This is a genomic window from Blastococcus sp. SYSU DS0619, assembly GCF_054051035.1.
In genome coordinates this window covers 124,635-145,536 of the sequence record NZ_JBJHAM010000001.1, presented here as the reverse complement: position 1 = coordinate 145,536, position 20,902 = coordinate 124,635, and the positions used below count along the sequence as shown (strand labels likewise).

Sequence of the window (20,902 nt, the reverse complement as noted above, 5' to 3'; positions counted from 1 at the left end):
GAAGAAGGAGTGCCCCCGGTGCGACTCGAACGCACACTGCGCGGGTTTTGAATCCGCTCCCTCTGCCGATTGGGGTACGGGGGCGCGCCGGGGTGGCCCGGGCCGCCCGAGCAGCCTAGCCGGGCGGTGTCTCACAGCTGACGTCGCTAGGCTCTGCCGCCGTGACCAGCGAGCCGATCCGTGTCCTGATCGCCGAGGACGAGGCGCTGATCCGCCTCGATCTCAAGGAGATGCTGGAGGAGGAGGGGTACAGCGTCGTCGCCGAGGTCGGTGACGGGCAGCAGGCGGTCGACCGAGCCGAGGAGCTGCGCCCCGACCTGGTCATCCTGGACATCCAGATGCCGGTGCTCGACGGCCTGTCCGCTGCCGAGCGGATCGCCTCGGCGCGGATCGCGCCGGTCATCGTGCTCACCGCCTTCAGCCAGCGGGAGCTGGTGGAGCGGGCCCGGGACGCCGGGGCGATGGCCTACCTGGTGAAGCCGTTCTCCAAGAACGACCTCGTGCCGGCCATCGAGGTCGCCCGCGGCCGGTTCGCCGAGATGACCGCCCTGGACGGCGAGGTGAAGGACCTCGAGGAGCGGCTGCAGACCCGCAAGGTCGTCGAGCAGGCGAAGGGTCGGCTGATGGCCGACCAGGGGATGACCGAGGCGGAGGCGTTCCGGTGGATCCAGCGCACCGCGATGAACCAGCGGACGAGCATGAAGGCGCTCGCCGAGTCGATCCTCGCGAGCGGTGCGGCCGGGGGAGAGGCGTCCGCCTGACGACCGGTCGAGGCCCCGCAGCGCGTCTGTCGCGGCGTTGTGTTTCCTCCCGGTGACGTTCCGTACCTCGGCGTCCACGCTGCGGACGCCGAGGTCACGACCTCATCACGGTCGTTCCGCGGCCGGGTGCATCGCACCGGCAGGCGGCTAGGTTCTGCGCACTGATCGGCGTCCGGTCGGCGGGCGCGCTCGGCGCGCCGACGCCGGACGCACTGATGACACTGGGAGTTGCTTGATGCGCACTGGCTCTACTGCCCGCGGCATCGCCGTCACCGGTGCCGCCCTGCTCGCGCTGACCGCCTGCGGTGGCGGCGACGAGGGTGGCGGCACGTCGGCCGAAGGCGGCGGCGGCGACGGCGAGAAGCAGGTCAACGTCTACGGCACCGACGGCAACATGGGTAACGCCCTGGGTGAGTCCTTCTCCGAGGAGGGCGCTCTCGCCGGCATGCGGGGCACCACGCCGCTGACCGACCTCGGCGACGACTTCACCAACCGGCTCCTGGAGGTCGACCCCGACCTGCAGGACTTCAACTACGCCGGCGAGACCTACGACGCGATCCTCATCTCGGCGATCGCCGCGCAGCTGGCCGGCAGCACCGACCCGGCCGTCTTCGCGCCCTACATCAACGGCGTGACCTTCGGCGGCGACGTCTGCACGGACTTCGCCTCGTGCAAGGAGATCGTCGACGGCGGCGGCAACCCCGACTACGACGGCGTCTCCGGCCCGCTGGCCTTCGCCGAACCGGGTGAGCCGTCGGTCGCCAGCTTCGGCATCCTGCAGTTCGGCCCGGACAACACCATCGCCTCCGACGAGACGGACTTCGTCCTCGCCGGGGACGAGGCCAACGCCGCCTCGGACGAGGGCCCGGCGCCCGCCGCGCCCGGCGCCACCTCCGACGACCCGCTGGTCGTCGGCACCCTCCTCCCGCAGACCGGTGACCTCGCGTTCCTCGGCCCCCCGGAGATCGCCGGCGCCGACCTGGCCGTGCAGGAGATCAACGAGGCCGGCGGTGTGCTCGGCCAGCCGGCGCAGCTGATCCAGCGCGACTCCGGTGACACCTCGACCGACATCGCGACCCAGTCGGTGGACGCCCTCCTGCAGCAGAACGTCGACGTGATCGTCGGTGCGGCCTCCTCGGCCGTCACGCGGACGGTCATCGACAAGGTCACCGGCGCCGGTGTCGTGCAGATCTCGCCGGCGAACACGTCCGACGAGTTCACCACGTACAACGACAACGGGCTGTACTTCCGGACCGCGCCGCCGGACACCCTGCAGTCCCGCGCCCTCGCCGACCTCATCATCGAGGACGGCGCGAACACGGTCGGCATCCTCGCCCGCAACGACTCCTACGGCACCGGCCTGGCGGAGAACACGGTCGAGAATCTGGTGTCCAGCGGTCTGTCGGAGGACAGCATCGAGCTGGTCATCTACGACCCCACGGCGTCCAACTACGACGCCGAGGTGCAGGACATGGTCGACCTGAACCCCGACGGCATCGTCGTGATCGGTTTCGACGAGTCGGCTCGCATCATCGAGGGTCTCAACGCGCAGGGCATCGGCCCGGCGCGCGGCTGACCCGGCGGGCGGATCGCTGATCCGCTGACGGCCACCAGGGGCCCGGCACCGCACGGTGCCGGGCCCCTGTGCGTCCGCACCGGGCGCCTCATCTCGCGCGCCGAGCCCCGGGGAGCCGCCCCACGCCGCGCCCCGGGCGCGGGAGCGGGAGCGGCCACGCGGGATGCCCCCCACACCGCACCCCGGGCGCCGGCGGAGCGGCGACGCGTCCGCCCGGCCCACCGCCGCAGCCGTGCGGTCGCCGCCCCAGCGGCACGGGCCCGGGGCGGCGACCACGGGCCGGGGTCACACCGGGCACCAGGCGGGACGACGACGGCGCCGGCACCCCTGTGCGGGGTGCCGGCGCCGTCGTGGTGCGGGCGGGGCTCAGTGCGCCTTGGCCAGCGTCCCGAGGTAGAGCTCGATGACCTTGGGGTCGTGCATCAGCGACTCGCCGGTCGCGGTGTAGGCGTTGCGCCCCTGGTCGAGCACGTAGCCGCGGTCGCAGATCTGCAGACAGCGCCGGGCGTTCTGCTCCACCATGATGATCGAGACGCCGGTGGCGTTGATCCGGCGGCAGCGGATGAAGACCTCGTCCTGGTACGCGGGGGAGAGGCCGGCGGACGGCTCGTCGAGCAGCAGCACCGACGGCTCCATCATCAGCGCCCGGCCCATCGCCACCATCTGGCGCTCGCCACCCGACAGCGACCCGGCCTTGATCCGTCGCCGCTCCCCGAGCATCGGGAAGAGCTCGGCGACGTAGTCGAACCGGTCCTTGAAGGTCTTCGGCCGCAGGTAGACGCCCATCTGCATGTTCTCCTCGATGGTGAGCGAGGGGAACACGTTGTTGTTCTGCGGCACGTAGCCGACGCCCTGGGACACCAGCTGGTGGGCCGGGGCGGAGGTGATCTCCTCGCCGCGGAGGGTCACCGTGCCGGAGCGGACCGGGATGAGGCCGAAGAGCGTCTTGAGCAGCGTCGACTTGCCGGCCCCGTTGGGGCCGATGATGCCGACCAGCTCGCCCTCCTGCAGGTAGAAGTCGCACCCGTTGAGGATGTTCACCCCGGGGACGTAGCCGGCGACGAGCTCGTCGGCGCGCACCAGGGCGCCCTCCGCCAGCCGCACGTGCTCCGACCGGCTGGCGGCAAGCTCTGCCGCCGTGAGACCGGGGACCTCGGCCGCCGGATCGGCTGCCGGGGTGTCGGCGGGCTGCCCGACCTCGCGGTCGAACTCGTACTCGGGATCGGTGCTCTCCCGCGGGTCCTTGCCCTGTCCCGGATCGATGGTCATCGCGCGCCGCCCTTCCGGTGCGTCGAGTCGGAGTCGAGGACCTCGCCGGCCGGCCGCTTCTCCCGCGCGATGGCCGCATCGGCCTCGGCCAGCTGCCGGTCCTCGTCCTCCATCGTGAGCGGGGCGTCGTGGTGGGCGCCGAGGTAGGCGTCGACCACGGCCTGGTTCTGGCTGATCGACTCCGGCGGACCCTCGGCGATCACCTCGCCGGCGGCCATCACGACCACCCAGTCGCTGATGTCCCGGACGACGTCCATGTCGTGCTCGACGAAGATGACCGTCATGCCCTCCTCGCGGAGGTCCTTGACGTGCCCGAGCAGGCTCTGCGTGAGCGCCGGGTTCACCCCCGCCATCGGCTCGTCGAGCATGACGACCTTGGGGTCGCTCATGAGGGCCCGGGCCATCTCGAGCAGCTTGCGCTGGCCGCCGGACAGGGTGCCGGCGAAGTCGTCCTTCTTGGCGTCGAGCTTGAAGCGGCGGAGCAGCTCCAGCGCCTTCTCCGTGTTCGCCCGCTCCTGGCCGCGCCACAGCGCGGGCAGGAGGGCGGGCAGGAACCGCTCGCCCTTCTGCCCCTGGGCCCCGAGCAGCATGTTCTGCAGCACCGTGAGCCGGGAGAGGGCCTTGGTCAGCTGGAAGGTGCGGACCACACCCAGCCGGGCGACCTGGTGCGACGCCAGTTTGCCGAGCGGGCGGCCGTCGAACGACCAGGTGCCGCTGTCGGGCTGGTCGAAGCCGGTGAGCAGGTTGAACAGCGTGGTCTTGCCGGCGCCGTTGGGCCCGATCAGACCGGTGATGCCGCCCCGCTGGATCTCGAGGTGGTCGACCGAGACGGCGGTCAGGCCGCCGAAGGTGCGGGTCACGCCGTCGACGACGACGACCGGGTCGGGCTTGGCGACGCCGACCTCCCAGGCGACGTCGCGCAGGGCCGCCTGAGCAGCGCGGGCCGGCATCCGGGCGCCGGACGCGGTTGCGCCGGTGGGCTGGGGCTCAGCGGGCATCGAGCATCACCTCTCGTCGGTCGCCGAAGATGCCCTGCGGCCGGAAGACGAGCAGCAGGATCAGCCCCAGGCCGATGATGACGAAACGGATCTGCGCGACATCGGTCGTCGTGAGCAGACCGTCGGGGATGACGCCGGTCTCGATCAGGCTCCGCAGCCCGGAGTCGGCGAACTGGATGATGAAGTACATGAGCATGGCCCCGACGACGGGTCCGAGGACCCGGGCCGCCCCGCCCAGGATGAGGGCCGCATAGGCGAGGAACGTGTTGGCGTTCTGGTACTGGTCGGGTGTCGCGGACCCGGTGCCCACGGCGTAGATCATGCCGCCGATCGCACCGAACACACCGCCGAGGACCAGCGCCTGCATCTTGTAGACGTAGACGTTCTTGCCCAGGGCGCGGACGGCGTCCTCGTCCTCCCGGATCGACTTGACCACCCGCCCCCAGGGGCTGCGGACCAGCGCCCACATCAGGAGGCAGGCGAGCCCGACGAGGGTCCAGCCGACGGCGGCCACCCACAGGTCCGCGCCGCTCCAGAAGGTGCCGAGCAGCCGGTACCGGCGCCCGGTGTCCCACGGCGCCAGCTCGACGAACTGGTTGTTGAAGCCGGAGATGCCGCGGGAGCCGTTGGTGACCGGCGTCGCGGAGACCGACCGGAACAGCAGCCGCAGGCCTTCGGCCGTCGCGATGGTGGCGATCGCCAGGTAGTCCGCCCGCAGCCGCAGCGTGGGCAGGCCCAGCAGGAGGGCCAGGACGACCGCTCCGGCGATCCCGACCGCGACGCCGACCCAGAAGTTCAGCCCCCACTGGCTGACCGACACCGCGATGCCGTAGGCGCCGACCAGGGCGAAGGCGATCTGGCCGAAGTTGAGCAGCCCGGTGTAGCCGAACTGCATGTTGATGCCGAGCGCCAGGAGGGCCAGGAAGACGGCCTGGAAGCCGATCCCGGCCTTGACGGCGATCGCCAGTGCGTCGATGAACTCACCCATTGCTCAACCCACCCGAACCCGGCTGCCGAGGATGCCCTGCGGGCGGACCATGAGGATCACGATCAGCAGCAGGAGCCCGCCCACGTACTTGATGTCGTTCGGGATGACGAGCGTGGACATCTGCACGAAGACGCCGACGACGATGCTCCCGACCAGGGCGCCGTACGCCGTGCCCAGCCCGCCCAGGGTGACCCCGGCGAACATCAGCAGCAGCAGCCGGAAGCCCATGTCCCACTGCACCTCGTCGGACAGGCCGAGCAGCACGCCGCCCAGCGCGGCCAGGGCGCCACCCATCATCCAGACGACGAGGATGACCCGGTTGACGTCGATGCCCGAGGAGGCCGCCAGGTCGCGGTTGTCGGACACCGCCCGCATCGCCTTGCCGATCGTGGTGCGCTGCAGCATGAGCGCGACGAGCACCAGCACGACCAGCGCGATGATGATCGAGTACAGGTCCTTGTCGGTGAGGTTGAACGGGCCGTAGTCGACCGCGCGCTGGCCGCGGTAGTCCGCATAGGCCTCCGAGCTGCCGCCGAAGAAGATCTGGTAGCCGTAGCGCAGCAGCAGCGACAGGCCGATCGAGATGACCAGCGCGGCCACCAGCCCGGTGCCCCGTCGGCGCAGCGGGCGCCACAGCAGCCGCTCGTTCAGGGCGCCGACGCCGGCACCGATGAGCATCGCCAGCAGGGCCGCCGGGATGAGCGGCACCCCGCCGTCGACGTTGATGAACCAGGCGACGATCGCGCCGATGGTGACCAGCTCGCCGTGCGCGAAGTTGGTCAGCCCGGTGGTGCCGAAGATGAGCGAGAGCCCGACGGCCGCCATCGCGATCAGCAGGCCGAAGCGGAAGCCGTCGACGAGGAGCTGCACCCACTGGACGGTCCCGCCGCCGGAGTTCCGGCTGCCGTCGTCCAGGCCGATGATGACGCCCTGGTTGCGGCCGGTGTCCACGGTGACCGTGCGGCTGTTGCCCGAGTTGAACTCCACCCCCTCGGGGAGGGAGTCCTCGGGGATGGTGACGGTGTACTCGCCGGGGCCCGGCAGGTCGACGACGAACCGGCCGTTGGCGTCGGTCTCGTCCGTACCGACCTCGTCGCCGTCGGGGGTGGTGACGACGACCTCGACACCCTCGATGGGACCGCTGAGGCTGGTGCGCAGCGTGCCGGAGACCTGCTCGCCCCCGCCCTCCGCCTGGGCCACACCCGGGGACAGTGCGGCGAGGCCTGCCGTGAAGAGGGCCACGAGCAGCAGCCGCAGCGCGATGACGCCGCTGAGTGGTGGTCCACCGGCCGGCTTCCGAGCCCCCGCGGGTGCGGGCCTGCTTCGTCGACCGTGCCGGCGGACACGGTCCGTCGGGTGCGTCACTCGACCTCCTCGGCGGATGAGTTGAGGCAGGACCCTAACCCGCGCGGATGTCTTCGCCGTCTCCGTGCCATGAGCTGTGACCTTTCCGCGACACGCCGCAACGACCACGCAGCGTGCGCGCCCGCTGCGTCGTCGTGATCTTCCCTGTTCAGCGGCGTATGCCCCGCTCGGCTCCCGGACCCGCAGGCCCGGAAGCCGAGGTCAGGCCTTCGGCGACGCCGCGAGGGTCATGCAGGTCAGCCGTGCGGTGGCGGTCGGCCGGCCCCGGTCGTCGGTGACCTCGATGAGGAAGGTCGACAGCGTGCGGCCACGGCGGACCGGGGTGCAGACGGCGGTGACGGTGCCAGAGGTCGCCGCCCGCAGGTAGCTCGCGTTGAGCTCGATGCCGACGACCTGCTTGTCCGGTCCGGCCCCGAGCGCCGCGGCGACCGAGCCGATCGTCTCCACGAGGGCGCAGGTGGCGCCGCCGTGCAGCAGCCCGAACGGCTGCTCGTTGCCGGCGACCGGCATCGTGGCGACCAGCCGGTCGGGGTCGTAGTCGGTGATCCGCACACCGAGCTTGTCGTCGAGCGGGCTGCTCATGCCGTCGGGGAGCCAGGCCGGGGGAGGGGTGCTCACGCAGGCACCGTAGCCGCGCGGTCGCCCGCGCCGTCGTGTCGGTGAGCGCCCCTAGGATCGACGGCGATGTCCGCTCCGGTGAGTACCCCCAGCGCCCCGCCGTCCGCCGACCCCACCAGCACGGCGCCGCGTCCACGGCTGCTCCTGCTCGACGGGCACTCCCTCGCCTACCGCGCCTTCTTCGCGCTGCCGGTGGAGAACTTCTCCACGACCACGGGGCAGCCGACCAACGCCGTCTACGGCTTCACGTCGATGCTGATCAACATCCTGCGCGACGAGCAGCCCACGCACCTCGCCGTGGCCTTCGACGTCGGCCGCAAGACCTTCCGCAGCGAGATCTACGCCGAGTACAAGGCGAACCGGGCCGAGAGCCCGACCGACTTCCGCGGGCAGGTCAGCCTCGTGCAGGAGGTGCTGGGGGCCCTGCGGGTCCCGGTCATCACCGCCGAGGGCTACGAGGCCGACGACGTGATCGCCACCCTCACCGTGCAGGCGGTCGAGCAGGGCATGGACGTGCTGATCGCCACCGGCGACCGCGATGCGCTCCAGCTGGTGAACGAGCACGTCACCGTCCTCTACCCGCGCAAGGGCGTCTCGGACATGACCCGGTTCACCCCGGAGGAGGTCGAGGCCAAGTACGGGCTGACGCCGGCCCAGTACCCCGACTTCGCCGCGCTGCGGGGCGACCCGAGCGACAACCTGCCCAGCATCCCGAGCGTCGGTGAGAAGACCGCCGCCAAGTGGGTGCGGGAGTACGGCTCGCTCGACGCGCTCGTCGACCAGGTCGACACGGTGAAGGGCAAGGTCGGCGAGAAGCTGCGCGAGCACCTGTCCGCGGTGCTGCAGAACCGGCGGCTGACCGAGCTCGACCGCGCGGTCTCCCTCGACCTCGGCCCGCAGGACCTGGCCGTCCAGTCGTGGGACCGCAACGAGGTGCACACGCTCTTCGACAACCTGCAGTTCCGCGTGCTGCGCGACCGGCTCTTCGCCACGCTCACCAGCGCCGAGCCGGAGGTCGAGGGCGGCTTCGACGTCGAGGTCGACGAGGTGCCGGCGGGCGGGCTCGGGGACTGGTTGCAGGCGCACACCCGGACGGGGAGCACCGGCGTCATCTTCCGCGGGTCCTGGGGCCGCGGCGCCGGTGAGCTCGCCGGCATCGGGCTCGCGGCCGCTGACGGGCACGCCACGTTCGTCGACGTCGGCCCCGGCCTCGACGTCGCCGACGAGCAGGCGCTGGCCGCCTGGCTCGCCGACCCGGCGGCGGCGAAGGTCGTGCACGAGGTCAAGGGCCCGCTGCTGGCGATCTGGGCGCGCGGCTGGGAGCTCGACGGGATCGTCAGCGACACGGCGCTGGCCGCCTACCTGGCGCTGCCGGGGCAGCGGTCGTTCGACCTGGGGGATCTCGCCGTCCGCTACCTGCGGCGCGAGCTCAGGGACGCCGCCGAGCCCGAGGGGCAGCTCACCCTCGACGGGCTGGGCCCCAGCGAGGACGACGTCGCCCGCGAGGCGGCGCACGCCGACGTGCTCAAGGCCGTCGCGGTCAACGACCTCTCCGAAGCGCTGGAGACCGTCCTCGGCCAGCGCGGGGGAGCCCACCTGCTGGGCGAGATCGAGCTGCCGCTCACCCGGGTGCTGGCCGCCATGGAGTACCGCGGCATCGCCGCCGACCTGGACTTCCTGCGCGAGCTGCAGCGGGAGTTCGCCGACGGCGTCGCCGCGGCGGCGGCCGAGTGCTACGCGGTGATCGGGCGCGAGGTGAACCTCGGCTCGCCCAAGCAGCTGCAGATCGTCCTGTTCGACGAGCTGGGCCTGCCCAAGACGAAGAAGAACAAGACCGGCTACACCACCGACGCCGAGGCGTTGACGAACCTCCTCGCGCAGACCGGGCACCCGTTCCTCGAGCACCTGATGCGCCACCGCGACGTCACCCGGCTGCGCACGGTCATCGACGGCCTGATCCCGATGGTCGACGACGGCGGCCGCATCCACACGACCTTCCAGCAGACGATCGCCGCCACAGGCCGGCTGTCGTCGACCGACCCGAACCTGCAGAACATCCCGATCCGGACCGCCGAGGGGCGCCGGATCCGGCAGGCCTTCGTGGTCGGCGCCGGCTACGAGTCCCTGATGACGGCGGACTACAGCCAGATCGAGATGCGGATCATGGCCCACCTCTCCGGCGACGAAGGTCTCATCGAGGCGTTCACGTCGGGGGAGGACCTGCACTCCTTCGTCGCCTCGAAGGCGTTCGACATCCCGATCTCCGACGTCGACCCGGAGATGCGCCGCCGGATCAAGGCGATGAGCTACGGGCTGGCGTACGGGCTCTCCGCCTACGGGCTGTCCGGGCAGCTGCGCATCTCCGTCGAGGAGGCGCGCGAGCAGATGCACGCCTACTTCGAGCGCTTCGGCGGCATCCGCGACTACCTGGACGGCGTCGTGGACGACGCCCGGCAGACCGGCTACACCGAGACCACGCTGGGGCGACGGCGCTACCTGCCCGACCTCACCAGCGACAACGGGCAGCGCCGGCAGATGGCCGAACGGATGGCGCTCAACGCGCCGATCCAGGGGTCCGCCGCCGACGTCATCAAGGTCGCGATGCTCAACGTGGAGAAGGCCATCGCCACGGAGGGTCTGCGGTCGCGGATGCTGCTGCAGGTCCACGACGAACTCGTGCTCGAGGTGGCGCCGGGGGAGCGGGAGGCCCTCGAGGCGCTGGTCCGCCGGGAGATGGCCGGAGCGGCGGACCTGTCGGTGGCGCTCGAGGTGTCGGTCGGCTTCGGCCGCACCTGGGACGAGGCCGCACACTGAACCTCACCCTCCGGTCGAGGGTGAGGGTGTGCCCCGACCATGTGTCAGCGCGGTCCCGCTGGTCAACACCCTTCAGGTGACTGCTGAGCCACGTCCCGACCGGCCGACCACGCAGGCGCCCGACTGGCTGGTGCGGAGCGCCGCGGTGGGTGGGCGGCTGCTGGTGCTCGCCGTCCTGCTGTGGCTGCTCGCCGGGTTCGCCGTCAAGCTGACCGTCCTGCTCGTCGCCGTGCTGGTGGGCCTGCTGGTCGCCGGGGTCTTCGCACCGGCGGTCGCGTGGGCCGGGCGGAGAGGCGTGCCCCGCTGGGTGGCCGCCGGCGGCGCCGTGCTGCTGCTGCTCGGCGCGCTGGTCGGCGCCGTCGTCGGGCTCGGCGTCCGGATCGCCGAGCAGCTGCCGCGCCTACGGGACCAGTTCGAGCAGGCGGCGTCCGACCTCTCCGAGAGGTTCGGCGTCTCGCTGCCCTGGACGGGATCGGCCTCCGGGTCCGGCGGGGGGACGGGCTCGGGCACGGGCGCCGGCCAGCTCCTCGGGCCGGCGCAGACCGCGGCCGAGGTGCTGGTCGCCTCGTTCCTCGCTCTCGCCCTGGCCTTCCTCTTCCTCGTCAGCGGCCCCGACATGTGGCGCTGGGTGCTCGGCAAGTTCGGCGGCCGGGTCCGGGAGGACGTCGACGCCGGCGGTCGCGCCGCGTGGACGACGGTCGGTGGTTACGTGCGCGGTCTGACGATCGTCGCGGCGTTCGACGCGATCGGCATCGGGCTCGGCCTGGTCCTCCTGGGGATCCCGCTGGCGCTCACCCTGGCCGCGATGCAGTTCCTGGCGTCCTACATCCCGACCGTCGGTGCCGTGGTCGCCGGGCTGGCCGCGGTGGTCGTCGCGTACGCCTCCGACGGCCTGGGCACAGCGGCCCTGGTGCTCGGGCTGGTCGTGGTCGTGCAGCAGATCGGCAACGACGTCGTCGAGCCGTACGTGATGAAGAACCGGCTGCCGATCAACGCGGCGATGGTGCTCATCGCGGTCACCGCCGGCGGCCTGCTCTGGGGGATCCCCGGTGCCCTGCTGTTCGTGCCCCTCGCGGCGGCGGTCACGGCCGGGGCGCACGAGGTGTGGGTCCGGCACGGCTCCCCACCCGTGGCCGGCGGCTGAGTCCGGCTCCCTCAGGCGGAGCAGACCAGGACCAGGGTCCCGGGCACCAGGGCGCCGCGCTCGGGGGACCACTGACCCCAGTTCTGGGTCCGGCCGGGGGTCCACTCCGGCTCGAGCAGGTCCTGCAGCACCAGCCCGGAACCGACGACGGCCCGCACCCAGTCACCGACCGTGCGGTGGTGCTCGACGTAGACGGTGCCGCCGGCGGCGTCGGTCTCCACGTACGGCGTGCGGTCGAAGTACGAGGAGACGATCCGCAGGTCCTCCGGATCGGGGGAGTCCGGGAACGGCCAGCGCATCGGGTGGTTCACCGAGGCGACGAACCGGCCCCCGGGGCGCAGCACCCGGGACACCTCGCGCAGCGCACCCTCGATGTCGGCCACGAACGGCAACCCGCCGAAGGCGGAGCAGGCGAGGTCGACGCTGGCGTCGGCCAGGGGCAGCGCGCCGGCGTCGGCCTGCAGGAGCGGGACCGGGATGCCGGTGGACCGGTTGAGCTCGGCGGCCCGGGCGAGCATCCCGGCCGAGAGGTCGAGCGCCACGACCTCGGCGCCCGCCGTCCGCAGCCAGCGGGCGCAGGGGGCGGAGCCGCAGCCGATCTCGAGCACCCGCCGTCCGGCGACGTCGCCGAGCAGGTGGGCGTCGGCCTCCCGCAGCCCCTCGGGGCACCACAGGAAGTCGGCGTCCCCGAGGTCGGAGCCGTGCTCGGCCAGGTAGGCGGGCGCCGCCGCATCCCACCAGCGCCGGTTGGCGCGCGCCGACTCCTCGGCGCCCGCGGAGCGGCGGGCCACCCCGCCGGCGGCGGGGTAGCCGTCGCTGCCGAGGGGGAGGGCCGGGCCGGGAGGGGGTGCGCTCATGACACGCCGATCGTGACACGCCGCCGGTCGGGGAAGACCGGTCGCACCCAGGTGGACCGGACGCGGCCGCCGTCCGTACGATGGAGAGGCGCCAGAGGTCTGTCGTGCACTTCCCCTCCGGGAATGCCCGCGCCGGTTCTCCCTGCTGCACCTCCCCGCGGTCCGACGGCCGCGGGTCGTCCTGTCCCTACGCATAAACCGTCCGGAGCAACCAACCACATGACCTCCACTCAGGTCCGTCCTTCCAGCACCCCCCAGGTCGCCATCAACGACATCGGTACCGCCGAGGACTTCCTCGCGGCGATCGACCAGACGATCAAGTACTTCAACGATGGCGACATCGTCGAGGGCGTCATCGTCAAGGTGGACCGGGACGAGGTGCTGCTGGACATCGGCTACAAGACCGAGGGCGTCATCCCCTCGCGCGAGCTGTCCATCAAGCACGACGTCGACCCGAACGAGGTCGTCAGCGTCGGCGACGAGGTGGAAGCCCTGGTCCTCCAGAAGGAGGACAAGGAAGGGCGGCTGATCCTCTCCAAGAAGCGCGCGCAGTACGAGCGCGCCTGGGGCACGATCGAGGCCAAGAAGGAAGCCGACGAGGTCGTCACCGGCACCGTCATCGAGGTCGTCAAGGGTGGTCTCATCCTGGACATCGGCCTGCGCGGGTTCCTCCCGGCGTCGCTGGTCGAGATGCGTCGCGTGCGCGACCTGCAGCCCTACGTGGGCCGCGAGCTCGAGGCGAAGATCATCGAGCTCGACAAGAACCGCAACAACGTGGTCCTGTCCCGTCGCCAGTGGCTGGAGCAGACCCAGTCCGAGGTCCGCAGCGAGTTCCTCAACAAGCTCGCCAAGGGTCAGGTCCGTTCGGGTGTCGTCTCCTCGATCGTCAACTTCGGTGCGTTCGTGGACCTCGGCGGCGTGGACGGCCTCGTGCACGTCTCCGAGCTGTCGTGGAAGCACATCGACCACCCGTCCGAGGTCGTCGAGGTGGGCCAGGAGGTCACCGTCGAGGTCCTCGACGTCGACCTGGACCGCGAGCGGGTCTCCCTGTCGCTGAAGGCGACGCAGGAGGACCCGTGGCGTCAGTTCGCCCGCACCCACCAGATCGGGCAGGTCGTCCCCGGCAAGGTCACCAAGCTGGTTCCCTTCGGTGCGTTCGTGCGCGTCGACGAGGGCATCGAGGGCCTGGTGCACATCTCCGAGCTGGCCGAGCGCCACGTGGAGATCCCGGAGCAGGTCGTGCAGGTGGGCGACGAGATCCTGGTCAAGGTCATCGACATCGACCTGGACCGCCGCCGCATCTCGCTCTCGCTCAAGCAGGCCAACGAGGGCGTCGTCGGCGACGAGGAGCAGTTCGACCCCGCCGCCTACGGCATGGCCGCTGCCTACGACGAGCAGGGCAACTACATCTACCCCGAGGGCTTCGACCCGGACACCGGCGAGTGGCTCGAGGGCTACGACGAGGCCCGCGAGACGTGGGAGCGGCAGTACGCCGAGGCCCAGGCCCGCTTCGAGGCGCACCGCAAGCAGATCGCGGCCGCCAAGGAGGCCGACGCCGAGGCGGCGGCCGGTGGCAGCTACTCCAGCGACGACGTCGCCGGCCCGGATGCCCCGGCCACCAGTGGTGGCGGCGGCACGCTGGCCAGCGACGAGGCGCTCGCGGCGCTGCGTGCCAAGCTGGCCGGCGGGGAGTGACCTGAGGGTCTGACCCGCTAGCTCTGCACGTCGGAGGCCCAGGACCGATCCGGTCCTGGGCCTCTGGCGTTCCCGGGGCCGGAGCTGCGGCGTCCCGGGTGCTGCGTGGAAATGCGCGGAGCGCGCTCCGGCAGGAGGAGCCCTGCGCGCGCGCCCACCTGCGACCCCGAGCCATCGTCTCCGCACCGGGCGCGGCGGCGAGCGCCGCTGTACCGGCGACGGGCAGCGGGAACGACGAAGGGCCCGTGGACGAGGTCCACGGGCCCTTCCGTCAGTGCTCAGCGGTCGCCCTCGTAGGGCGGCACCTCCGTGCCGGCTGTTCGCCGCCCCAGCGACGCCGTGGATCCACCGGCGGGGGAGTGGGGAGTCCTGTGCAGCAGGCGCCGGTCGCCACCACGTCAGGGCAGGACCGGCGCTCGGCTCACAGGCTGAGGATGATGGCGAACGCCGTGCGGGGGCGGCCGCCGGAGCCGGCGAGGAAGCTCCACGTGTGGCGGCCGGTGGTCGGCGTCTGGAACATCCAGCGCAGCAGCGAGCTGCGGTGGGCGACGGCGGGCCGCTGGAACTGCATCCGCTCACGGACGGCAGGGATGTCGGCGCAGCGCACGCCCGTGGCAGAGCCGAGCCGGTGCCGGCCGGCGGCGCGGGACGACGGGGATGCGGCGGGCGTGTGTCGGGACATGTTCTCGGTCTGCCTCTCTGGGCGGGGAAGATCGCCGGGGCAGACGTTAGCGGTGGGGCGCGTGTGACTACTGCGACGCGCCGGGTGTGCCGGGTCCGTGTTACCTCTCCGTGATGTCGGCTCCGGGTGGTCGCTACTGTCCGTGCATGCTGAGGATCGGACTGACGGGTGGGATCGGCTCGGGCAAGAGCACCGTCTCCAGGATGCTCGCCGAGCGGGGCGCCCTGGTCGTGGACGCCGACCGGATCGCCCGTGCGGTGCTGGAGACCGGCACACCGGGGCTCGCCGCGGTCGCGGCCGAGTTCGGCGACGGCGTGCTCGCCCACGACGGATCTCTCGACCGGGCGGCGCTGGCCGCGATCGTCTTCTCCGACGAGAGCGCCCGCCGACGACTCGATGCACTGGTGCACCCCCTGGTCCGGGAGCGCTCGACAGAGCTGGTCGCGGCTGCGCCGGCCGATGCCGTCGTGGTCAACGACGTGCCGCTGCTCGTGGAGACCGGTCAGGCCGGTGCCTACGACCTGGTGCTGGTGGTGGACACCGACGCCGAGACGCGGGTGGCGCGACTGGTCGAACGGGGTCTGGCCGAGAGCGACGCCCGCGCCCGGATCGCCGCGCAGGCGACCGACGAGCAGCGCCGCGCGGCCGCGGACGTCGTGCTCGACAACAACGGCACGCTCGAGCAGCTGGCCGAGCAGGTCGACCGGTTCTGGGCGGAGCGGGTAGCCCGCCGGTGACCGAGGGGGCTACCCACTCTGCCGGCGCCGGGTGGCCGACGACCGGCCCGGTGAACGAGAGAACCCCAGGCGCCCGGTCGGCGTCCTGGGGTTCCGTGTGGTGGGCGATACTGGGATCGAACCAGTGACCTCTTCCGTGTCAGGGAAGCGCGCTACCGCTGCGCCAATCGCCCGTTCCGGCCTCACGACCGGACCCTCCTCCGCGCTCGTGCTCCGCAGAGGAGACGAGGTGGAGACGGGATTTGAACCCGTGTAGACGGCTTTGCAGGCCGTTGCCTCGCCTCTCGGCCACTCCACCGCACGCGGGCACCAGTCTCTCGACCGGTGCCCGAGGTTCCGAGCGGACGACGGGATTCGAACCCGCGACCCTCACCTTGGCAAGGTGATGCTCTACCACTGAGCCACGTCCGCGTTACGAGAAGAACTTTAGCGGACGCCCTGAGGGGGTTTGAAGGGGGGGTCCCCCCGCCCCCTCCCAGGGGTGCCGCGCCGGCATCTTCCCAGGTCAGCGCCCTGGCGAGTCCGGTCCGCCGTTGGACAGCAGGGCGTCGAGCTCCTGGTCCAGGCGGAGCAGCTCGCTCTCCGAGCCCGGCGGCACCAGGGCCTCCGTGTGCCGCAGGAAGGCGGCGACCGTCGCGCGGGAGAGCTCGAAGAGCGCCTCGCCGGACGGGGCCCGCAGGTGCAGGAAGAGCAGGTCGGCCGTCGCGTGGGCCGGCCAGACGCGGACATCGCCGTCGCCGGCCGGGTGTTCCAGGCCGGCCTGCAGCAGCTCGCGGCTCACCAGCCACGCGATGCCTTCCTCGCCCTCGGTCGCGCCGTCGGGCTCGCCGGCGTCACCGAAGGCGATCCGGACCGCGAACGGGTCGGTGGGGTCGTAGCAGAGCAGCGCCGGGACCTCGGTCCACGACTGCGGCCCGACAAGCTGAAGAGTGATGGGGGAGATGTGGCCGGGCATCCATCGGCTCGTCATGTCAGGTCAACGACCGGGAGGACGAGGAGTGACGCGGCTCAGAGGGTGAGGTCACACCCGCATCATGCGTCACGGGCGGGTGGTTCGAACCGGATGGGCGTGTCGCGACGAACGCCCCGTGTGACGATGGGCGCCGTGAGCCGACCGGTACTCCGGCCGGAGGACGGCGTCGGGGATGCCGAGATCCTCCGGCGCATCCGCGCCGGAGACCGCAGCGCCGTCGACGACCTGTACGACCGCTTCCGGCGCCCCGCGTTCGCGCTGGCCCGCCGGATCCTGGCCGACGACGGGCTGGCCGAGGACGTCCTCCAGGACGTGTTCCTGATGGTCTGGCGGGACCCGAGCGCCTACGACGGCGCCCGCGGGAGCTTCGCCTCCTGGTTGCTCGCGGTGGTGCACCACAAGGCGGTCGACGCGGTGCGGCGCGAGGAGTCGCAGCGGCGTCGGCAGGCGCGGGCCGAGGACGAGGCCGTGCTGGCTGCGCCCGGCGCTACCCGCGACGTGGAGGACGACGCGTGGTCCCGGGTGGTCGCCGAGCAGGTGCGCTCCGCCCTGGGCGAGCTGCCCGGTCCGCAGAAGGAGGCCCTCACGCTCGCGTACTACGGGGGCTACACCCAGCGGGAGGTGGCCGCGCTGACCGGGACACCGCTCGGCACCGTCAAGACCCGGATGCTGGCCGGTATGCGGCGGCTGAGGTCGGAGCTCGGCGGCACGACGGGCGGGGGAGCGCTGGACGGCGGCACGCCGATGGACGGGACGGCGCGATGAACGGCGAGCACGAGTACGACGAGCTGGCGGTGGGCTGGGCGCTGCACGCGCTGGAGCCGGAGGACGAGGCGGCCTTCGGTCGGCACCTGGCCACCTGCGAGCGCTGCGCCCGGACGGTCGCCGAGACGTCGGAGGTCATGGCCGCCATGGCGCACGACCTGCCCCAGGCCGAGCCCTCACCGGACCTGCGGTCTCGGCTCCGGGCCGCGGTGGAGGAGACCGAGCAGCTGCCCCCGGCAGCGACGCCACCCGCGGGCCCGCCGGCCGCCGTCCCGGTCAGCGCCGCCGAGCGCACCGGCCCCCGGCCGGTGCCGCGCCGCGCGCGCCCGGCGAAGCGGAGCCTTCTTCCCCGGGCACTCGTCGCCGCCGCGGTCGCGGCGGTGGTCGGGCTCGGCCTGTGGGTCGTGGCCCTGGACCGGGCGCAGGAGGAGCTCCGCTCGACCGTGGCCGCCCAGGAGCAGGTCGTGGCCGAGCTGCTGCGTCCGGGCCGGGCCGCCGTCGCGCCCCTCGCCGCCGGCGAGCAGCAGGTGGCGACCGTGGTGGTCCGGGACGACGCGCTGCAGGTGGTCACCGACGGGCTGGACCCCAACGACCAGGCGTCGACGACGTACGTGGTGTGGGGGCTCGGCGAGGGCGATCCCGTGGCGCTCGGCGAGTTCGACGTCGCACGGTCACAGATCGAGATCCATTCCGTAGGCTCCGGGGAGACCGGGGTCGACGCGTTCCCCGAGTACGGCATCAGCCTCGAGCCCGGTCGCCAGGCTCCGTCGGCTCCGACGGAGGTCGTCGCGACCGGGCAGGTGACCAGCTGAGCGGACCGAGGACCACAGCAGCAGCCATGGACCACACGCACCCGGAGACCGCCGACGAGCGGCGTGAGCGGTACGACGCCGACGAGGTGTACAGCCTCCGCGAGCGGGTCGCTGTGCTGCGCTGGCGCCGGCGGCTCGCGGTCCGCCGGAGCGTCAACCACGGCTACCGGGTCGGTGTCGGGGTCGTCGGCGGGGTGATCGTCGCCATCGGGCTGCTCACCATCCCGCTGCCCGGCCCCGGCTGGCTCACCGTCATCGCCGGCCTCTTCGTCCTCGCCACCGAGTTCACCTGGGCCGAGCGCCTGCTCGAGTTCACCAAGCGGCACGTCACGCGCTGGACCGACTGGGTCACCGCCCAGCCGGTGTGGGTGCGGCTGGTGCTGGGGCTGGCGACCGCGGTGTTCGTCTACGGCATCCTGGTCGTCAGCCTGCACCTCGTGGGCGTGCCCGACTGGGTACCGGGGTGGGTACCGCTCTGGCGGTGAGCGTCTGGCACAATCGGACGCGTACCGGGCGATTGGCTCAGTGGTAGAGCGCTTCGTTCACACCGAAGAGGTCACTGGTTCGAACCCAGTATCGCCCACCGGTACGAGAGGCCCGGCCCGCAGCAGCGGGCCGGGCCTTCGTCGTCCTGCGGCGCGATGCGCGCGGACGCGGGACCATGGCAGAGGTGAGCGCCCAGCCCGATCGCGCGGCCCGGCTGCAGCTGATCCTCGACCGGGACGGCGCCAGCTGCGTCTGGTGCGGGCGGCCGTTCTCCGCACAGGTCCGGCCCACCACCGAGCACGTGGTGCCCCGGGTCAAGGGCGGCCCGTCCTGGCTGGAGAACGAGGTCGCCGCCTGCGGTCGCTGCAACGGCCAGCGCGGGCACCGCACCCCGGTGGAGTGGCTGGAGGAGTGCCGGCGCCGTGGCTGGCCGGCCGACGGGGACCGCCTGGCCCGGACGCTGGAGGCGCTGGCGCAGGCGATCGTCCGCACCGGGGGCCAGCGGCGGGCGCGGCCCTACCTGGACGCCCAGCTCCGCCGCCTGCGACGGGCTCGGGACGCGGCCTAGGGTCGGTGCCGTGACGACGGCCGGGCGCGTGGCGCAGATCTGGATCTACCCGGTGAAGTCCCTCGGCGGGACGGCGCGAGACCGGGTGCGGCTGGCCGCCACCGGGCCCGAGGGCGACCGCGCCGCCACCGTCGTCGACGCCGCCACCGGCGAGGTGCTCCGGGGCCGGCACGCACCCGGGCTCGCCGCGCTCACGCCCACCGGCGACCCGGCCGCCGACGAGCGGACGGTGGCGCAGGCCCTCGGCCGGGAGGTCCGCGTCCGGCCCGCGGAGGGCGGGTCGGGGGCCGACGCGGCCGCCGTGCACCTGGTCTCCCGCCAGGCGATCGAGCGGGCCGCCGGGGGCGACGTCCCCGAGGGGTGCTCCGCCGACGACCCGCGGGCCAACGTGCTGCTCGACCTGCCCGACGACGACGAGCGCGGCTGGGTCGGCCGGACCGTGCGCATCGGGGACGCGGAGCTGGCGATCACCCGGACGCCGAAGCACTGCCTGGGCGTCTACGCGGAGGTGCGACGGCCCGGGCAGGTCTCCGTCGGCGACGTCGTCCTGCTCCAGCCGCGGCCGTGACGTACCGCCGCTCCGCAGTCCTCCTCGCCCTGACGGTGCTGTTGGCCGGCTGCGGCGGGGAGTCGCAGCCGGACGCACCGCAGGCGACGACGACGTCACCGCGGGCGAGCGAGGCTCCGCGGCCGACCGAACCGCCCCCGCCGGACAGCGTCACGCTGCTGGCCACCGGTGACGTCCTGGTCCACCAGGGCCGCGCGCTCACCGCCGGCGCGCTCCAGGACGACGGCGGTTACGACTTCTCCGCGGTCCTGGCCCCGGTCGCGGACCTGATCGGCGCCGCGGACCTGGCCATCTGCCACCTGGAGACGCCGGTCGCCCCCGACGGCGGCCCCTACCGCGGCTACCCGAGCTTCGCCGTGCAGCCGGAGATCGTCGACGCGCTCGCCGGGGCCGGCTACGACCTGTGCTCGACGGCGTCCAACCACTCGCTCGACGCCGGGACCGACGGCCTGGTGCGCACGCTGGACGTCCTCGACGCGGCCGGCGTCGCGCACACCGGCACCTACCGCTCCGCGGCCGAGAGCACCGAGCCGCTCGTCCTCGACGTCGACGGCGTGCGGGTCGGGCACGTGGCCGGCACCTTCGGCCTCAACGGCGTCCCGCTGCCGACCGGACGGGAGTGGTCGGTCGACGTCGTCGCCGTGCCCGACGTCAGCCCGATGCTTGCGGCCGCCGCCCGCGCCCGCGCCGCCGGGGCGGAGATCGTCGTCGCCAGCCTGCACTGCTGCCAGGAGTACCGGCACGAGCCGACGGCGCAGCAGGAGGCCGCGGTGCGCACGTTGCTCGCCTCGCCGGACGTCGACCTCGTGCTCGGCCACCACGCGCACGTGGTGCAGCCCGTCGAGCGGATCGACGGGGAGTGGGCCGCCTACGGCCTCGGCAACCACATCGCCGAGCACGCCACCCGCGGCTACCCGACCGAGGACTCGGTGGCGGTGCGGTTCACCTTCACCCGCGGCGCGGACGGTCGGTTCACGGTCACGGCCGCGGAGGCGGTACCGCTGGCCATCGAGGTGGCCGCGGACGCGGTGACGGTGCGCCCCGCCGACCCGGCGACCTACCAGCGGGTCGCCGAGGTGCTGGACATGCGGGGCGCCGTCGCCGACGGGCTGGTGCTCGCCGCGCGGTGAAAGGGCTGCGGGTCCGACCGGGCCCGCGCACTAGGCTCGGGGCCGGTGACCGGGCTGCCCGGTCCGCCGACGACGCCGCACACGACCCCCTGGAGC

At 72.7% G+C, this 20,902-nt stretch carries 20 protein-coding genes and 5 tRNA genes; 13 read left to right on the top strand and 12 right to left on the bottom strand.

The window, feature by feature from the left end:
* Positions 1-10 precede the first annotated feature (10 nt).
* A tRNA-Leu gene (locus ACI79T_RS00705) sits at positions 11-84 on the bottom strand.
* Positions 85-161: 77 nt separating this feature from the next.
* Here ACI79T_RS00705 and ACI79T_RS00700 point away from each other — a divergent pair.
* Together ACI79T_RS00700 and ACI79T_RS00695 are read left to right on the top strand one after the other, a co-directional pair.
* Complete coding sequence (locus tag ACI79T_RS00700) at positions 162-761, top strand: ANTAR domain-containing response regulator (RefSeq protein ID WP_456608119.1); 600 nt, start codon at positions 162-164, stop codon at positions 759-761.
* 235 nt (positions 762-996) lie between these two features.
* The gene (locus ACI79T_RS00695) at positions 997-2,337 is read left to right on the top strand and encodes an ABC transporter substrate-binding protein (protein WP_456608118.1); all 1,341 of its coding nucleotides are present in this window, start codon (positions 997-999) and stop codon (positions 2,335-2,337) included.
* 366 nt (positions 2,338-2,703) lie between these two features.
* Here the strand turns inward: ACI79T_RS00695 and ACI79T_RS00690 are convergent, their stop codons facing one another.
* The 5 genes from ACI79T_RS00690 to ACI79T_RS00670 all read right to left on the bottom strand — a co-directional run bounded on the left by ACI79T_RS00690 (position 2,704) and on the right by ACI79T_RS00670 (position 7,575).
* Entirely contained in the window at positions 2,704-3,606 is a 903-nt protein-coding gene (locus ACI79T_RS00690) for an ABC transporter ATP-binding protein (RefSeq protein WP_456608117.1), read from the bottom strand.
* The gene (locus ACI79T_RS00685; protein ID WP_456608116.1) at positions 3,603-4,604 is read right to left on the bottom strand and encodes an ABC transporter ATP-binding protein; all 1,002 of its coding nucleotides are present in this window, start codon (positions 4,602-4,604) and stop codon (positions 3,603-3,605) included. The genes ACI79T_RS00690 and ACI79T_RS00685 overlap by 4 nt, the downstream gene beginning before the upstream one ends.
* Entirely contained in the window at positions 4,594-5,592 is a 999-nt protein-coding gene (locus ACI79T_RS00680; protein WP_456608115.1) for a branched-chain amino acid ABC transporter permease, read from the bottom strand. Before ACI79T_RS00680 ends, ACI79T_RS00685 begins: the two co-directional genes overlap by 11 nt.
* Before the next feature lie 3 nt (positions 5,593-5,595).
* The gene (locus ACI79T_RS00675) at positions 5,596-6,792 is read right to left on the bottom strand and encodes a branched-chain amino acid ABC transporter permease (protein WP_456608114.1); all 1,197 of its coding nucleotides are present in this window, start codon (positions 6,790-6,792) and stop codon (positions 5,596-5,598) included.
* A gap of 366 nt (positions 6,793-7,158) precedes the next feature.
* Positions 7,159-7,575 (bottom strand): PaaI family thioesterase, encoded by a 417-nt coding sequence (locus ACI79T_RS00670; protein WP_456608113.1) that lies wholly within the window; start codon positions 7,573-7,575, stop codon positions 7,159-7,161.
* Positions 7,576-7,641: 66 nt separating this feature from the next.
* Between ACI79T_RS00670 and polA the strand changes: the two genes are divergently transcribed.
* Both polA and ACI79T_RS00660 read left to right on the top strand, forming a co-directional pair.
* Complete coding sequence (polA, locus tag ACI79T_RS00665) at positions 7,642-10,389, top strand: DNA polymerase I (protein ID WP_456608112.1); 2,748 nt, start codon at positions 7,642-7,644, stop codon at positions 10,387-10,389.
* 76 nt (positions 10,390-10,465) lie between these two features.
* On the top strand, positions 10,466-11,533 hold the full coding sequence (locus tag ACI79T_RS00660) for an AI-2E family transporter (protein WP_456608111.1): 1,068 nt from the start codon (positions 10,466-10,468) through the stop codon (positions 11,531-11,533).
* An 11-nt stretch (positions 11,534-11,544) separates the two neighbouring features.
* Here the strand turns inward: ACI79T_RS00660 and ACI79T_RS00655 are convergent, their stop codons facing one another.
* Positions 11,545-12,390, bottom strand: coding sequence for a class I SAM-dependent methyltransferase (locus ACI79T_RS00655; protein WP_456608110.1), 846 nt, complete (start codon positions 12,388-12,390; stop codon positions 11,545-11,547).
* Positions 12,391-12,609: 219 nt separating this feature from the next.
* Here ACI79T_RS00655 and rpsA point away from each other — a divergent pair, with 219 nt between their 5' ends.
* Positions 12,610-14,085: a 30S ribosomal protein S1 gene (gene rpsA / locus ACI79T_RS00650; RefSeq protein WP_456608109.1), complete on the top strand. Its 1,476-nt coding sequence runs from the start codon at positions 12,610-12,612 to the stop codon at positions 14,083-14,085.
* Between the two features lie 421 nt (positions 14,086-14,506).
* On the opposite strand, the gene ACI79T_RS00645 is transcribed toward rpsA, so the two are convergent.
* The gene (locus ACI79T_RS00645) at positions 14,507-14,767 is read right to left on the bottom strand and encodes a hypothetical protein (RefSeq protein ID WP_456608108.1); all 261 of its coding nucleotides are present in this window, start codon (positions 14,765-14,767) and stop codon (positions 14,507-14,509) included.
* Between the two features lie 146 nt (positions 14,768-14,913).
* Between ACI79T_RS00645 and coaE the strand changes: the two genes are divergently transcribed.
* Positions 14,914-15,504 carry a dephospho-CoA kinase gene (gene coaE, locus ACI79T_RS00640; RefSeq protein ID WP_456608107.1) on the top strand — a complete coding sequence of 197 codons (591 nt, stop codon included), beginning with the start codon at positions 14,914-14,916 and terminating at the stop codon, positions 15,502-15,504.
* 98 nt (positions 15,505-15,602) lie between these two features.
* Here coaE and ACI79T_RS00635 read toward each other — a convergent pair.
* From ACI79T_RS00635 to ACI79T_RS00620, 4 genes are all read right to left on the bottom strand, one after another.
* Positions 15,603-15,677: transfer RNA gene (locus tag ACI79T_RS00635), tRNA-Val, on the bottom strand.
* Positions 15,678-15,731: 54 nt separating this feature from the next.
* Positions 15,732-15,802 (bottom strand) — tRNA-Cys (locus ACI79T_RS00630).
* A 41-nt stretch (positions 15,803-15,843) separates the two neighbouring features.
* A tRNA-Gly gene (locus tag ACI79T_RS00625) sits at positions 15,844-15,915 on the bottom strand.
* Positions 15,916-16,009: 94 nt separating this feature from the next.
* Positions 16,010-16,474 (bottom strand): SsgA family sporulation/cell division regulator, encoded by a 465-nt coding sequence (locus ACI79T_RS00620; protein WP_456608106.1) that lies wholly within the window; start codon positions 16,472-16,474, stop codon positions 16,010-16,012.
* 126 nt (positions 16,475-16,600) lie between these two features.
* Here ACI79T_RS00620 and ACI79T_RS00615 point away from each other — a divergent pair, with 126 nt between their 5' ends.
* The 7 genes from ACI79T_RS00615 to ACI79T_RS00585 all read left to right on the top strand — a co-directional run bounded on the left by ACI79T_RS00615 (position 16,601) and on the right by ACI79T_RS00585 (position 20,806).
* Positions 16,601-17,242, top strand: a complete 642-nt coding sequence (locus tag ACI79T_RS00615; RefSeq protein ID WP_456608105.1) for a sigma-70 family RNA polymerase sigma factor — start codon at positions 16,601-16,603, stop codon at positions 17,240-17,242.
* Entirely contained in the window at positions 17,239-18,054 is an 816-nt protein-coding gene (locus ACI79T_RS00610; protein ID WP_456608104.1) for an anti-sigma factor, read from the top strand. Before ACI79T_RS00615 ends, ACI79T_RS00610 begins: the two co-directional genes overlap by 4 nt.
* A gap of 26 nt (positions 18,055-18,080) precedes the next feature.
* A complete protein-coding gene (locus ACI79T_RS00605) occupies positions 18,081-18,539 on the top strand; it encodes a TIGR02611 family protein (protein ID WP_456608103.1) in 459 nt (152 codons plus the stop codon).
* 26 nt (positions 18,540-18,565) lie between these two features.
* Positions 18,566-18,637 (top strand) — tRNA-Val (locus ACI79T_RS00600).
* Positions 18,638-18,715: 78 nt separating this feature from the next.
* Complete coding sequence (locus ACI79T_RS00595) at positions 18,716-19,108, top strand: HNH endonuclease (protein WP_456608102.1); 393 nt, start codon at positions 18,716-18,718, stop codon at positions 19,106-19,108.
* A 10-nt stretch (positions 19,109-19,118) separates the two neighbouring features.
* Positions 19,119-19,676, top strand: a complete 558-nt coding sequence (locus ACI79T_RS00590) for an MOSC N-terminal beta barrel domain-containing protein (RefSeq protein WP_456608101.1) — start codon at positions 19,119-19,121, stop codon at positions 19,674-19,676.
* Entirely contained in the window at positions 19,673-20,806 is a 1,134-nt protein-coding gene (locus ACI79T_RS00585) for a CapA family protein (RefSeq protein WP_456608100.1), read from the top strand. Before ACI79T_RS00590 ends, ACI79T_RS00585 begins: the two co-directional genes overlap by 4 nt.
* Positions 20,807-20,902 lie beyond the last annotated feature (96 nt).

Coding starts and splice junctions, on each gene's coding strand:
- ACI79T_RS00595 (WP_456608102.1), top strand. CDS start 18,716: ATGGCAGAGGTGAGCGCCCAGCCCGATCGCGCGGCCCGGCTGCAGCTG.
- ACI79T_RS00610 (WP_456608104.1), top strand. CDS start 17,239: ATGAACGGCGAGCACGAGTACGACGAGCTGGCGGTGGGCTGGGCGCTG.
- ACI79T_RS00680 (WP_456608115.1), bottom strand. CDS start 5,592: ATGGGTGAGTTCATCGACGCACTGGCGATCGCCGTCAAGGCCGGGATC.
- polA (WP_456608112.1), top strand. CDS start 7,642: ATGTCCGCTCCGGTGAGTACCCCCAGCGCCCCGCCGTCCGCCGACCCC.
- ACI79T_RS00645 (WP_456608108.1), bottom strand. CDS start 14,767: ATGTCCCGACACACGCCCGCCGCATCCCCGTCGTCCCGCGCCGCCGGC.
- rpsA (WP_456608109.1), top strand. CDS start 12,610: ATGACCTCCACTCAGGTCCGTCCTTCCAGCACCCCCCAGGTCGCCATC.
- ACI79T_RS00695 (WP_456608118.1), top strand. CDS start 997: ATGCGCACTGGCTCTACTGCCCGCGGCATCGCCGTCACCGGTGCCGCC.
- ACI79T_RS00655 (WP_456608110.1), bottom strand. CDS start 12,390: ATGAGCGCACCCCCTCCCGGCCCGGCCCTCCCCCTCGGCAGCGACGGC.
- ACI79T_RS00615 (WP_456608105.1), top strand. CDS start 16,601: ATGGGCGCCGTGAGCCGACCGGTACTCCGGCCGGAGGACGGCGTCGGG.
- ACI79T_RS00605 (WP_456608103.1), top strand. CDS start 18,081: ATGGACCACACGCACCCGGAGACCGCCGACGAGCGGCGTGAGCGGTAC.
- coaE (WP_456608107.1), top strand. CDS start 14,914: ATGCTGAGGATCGGACTGACGGGTGGGATCGGCTCGGGCAAGAGCACC.
- ACI79T_RS00620 (WP_456608106.1), bottom strand. CDS start 16,474: ATGACGAGCCGATGGATGCCCGGCCACATCTCCCCCATCACTCTTCAG.
- ACI79T_RS00690 (WP_456608117.1), bottom strand. CDS start 3,606: ATGACCATCGATCCGGGACAGGGCAAGGACCCGCGGGAGAGCACCGAT.
- ACI79T_RS00685 (WP_456608116.1), bottom strand. CDS start 4,604: ATGCCCGCTGAGCCCCAGCCCACCGGCGCAACCGCGTCCGGCGCCCGG.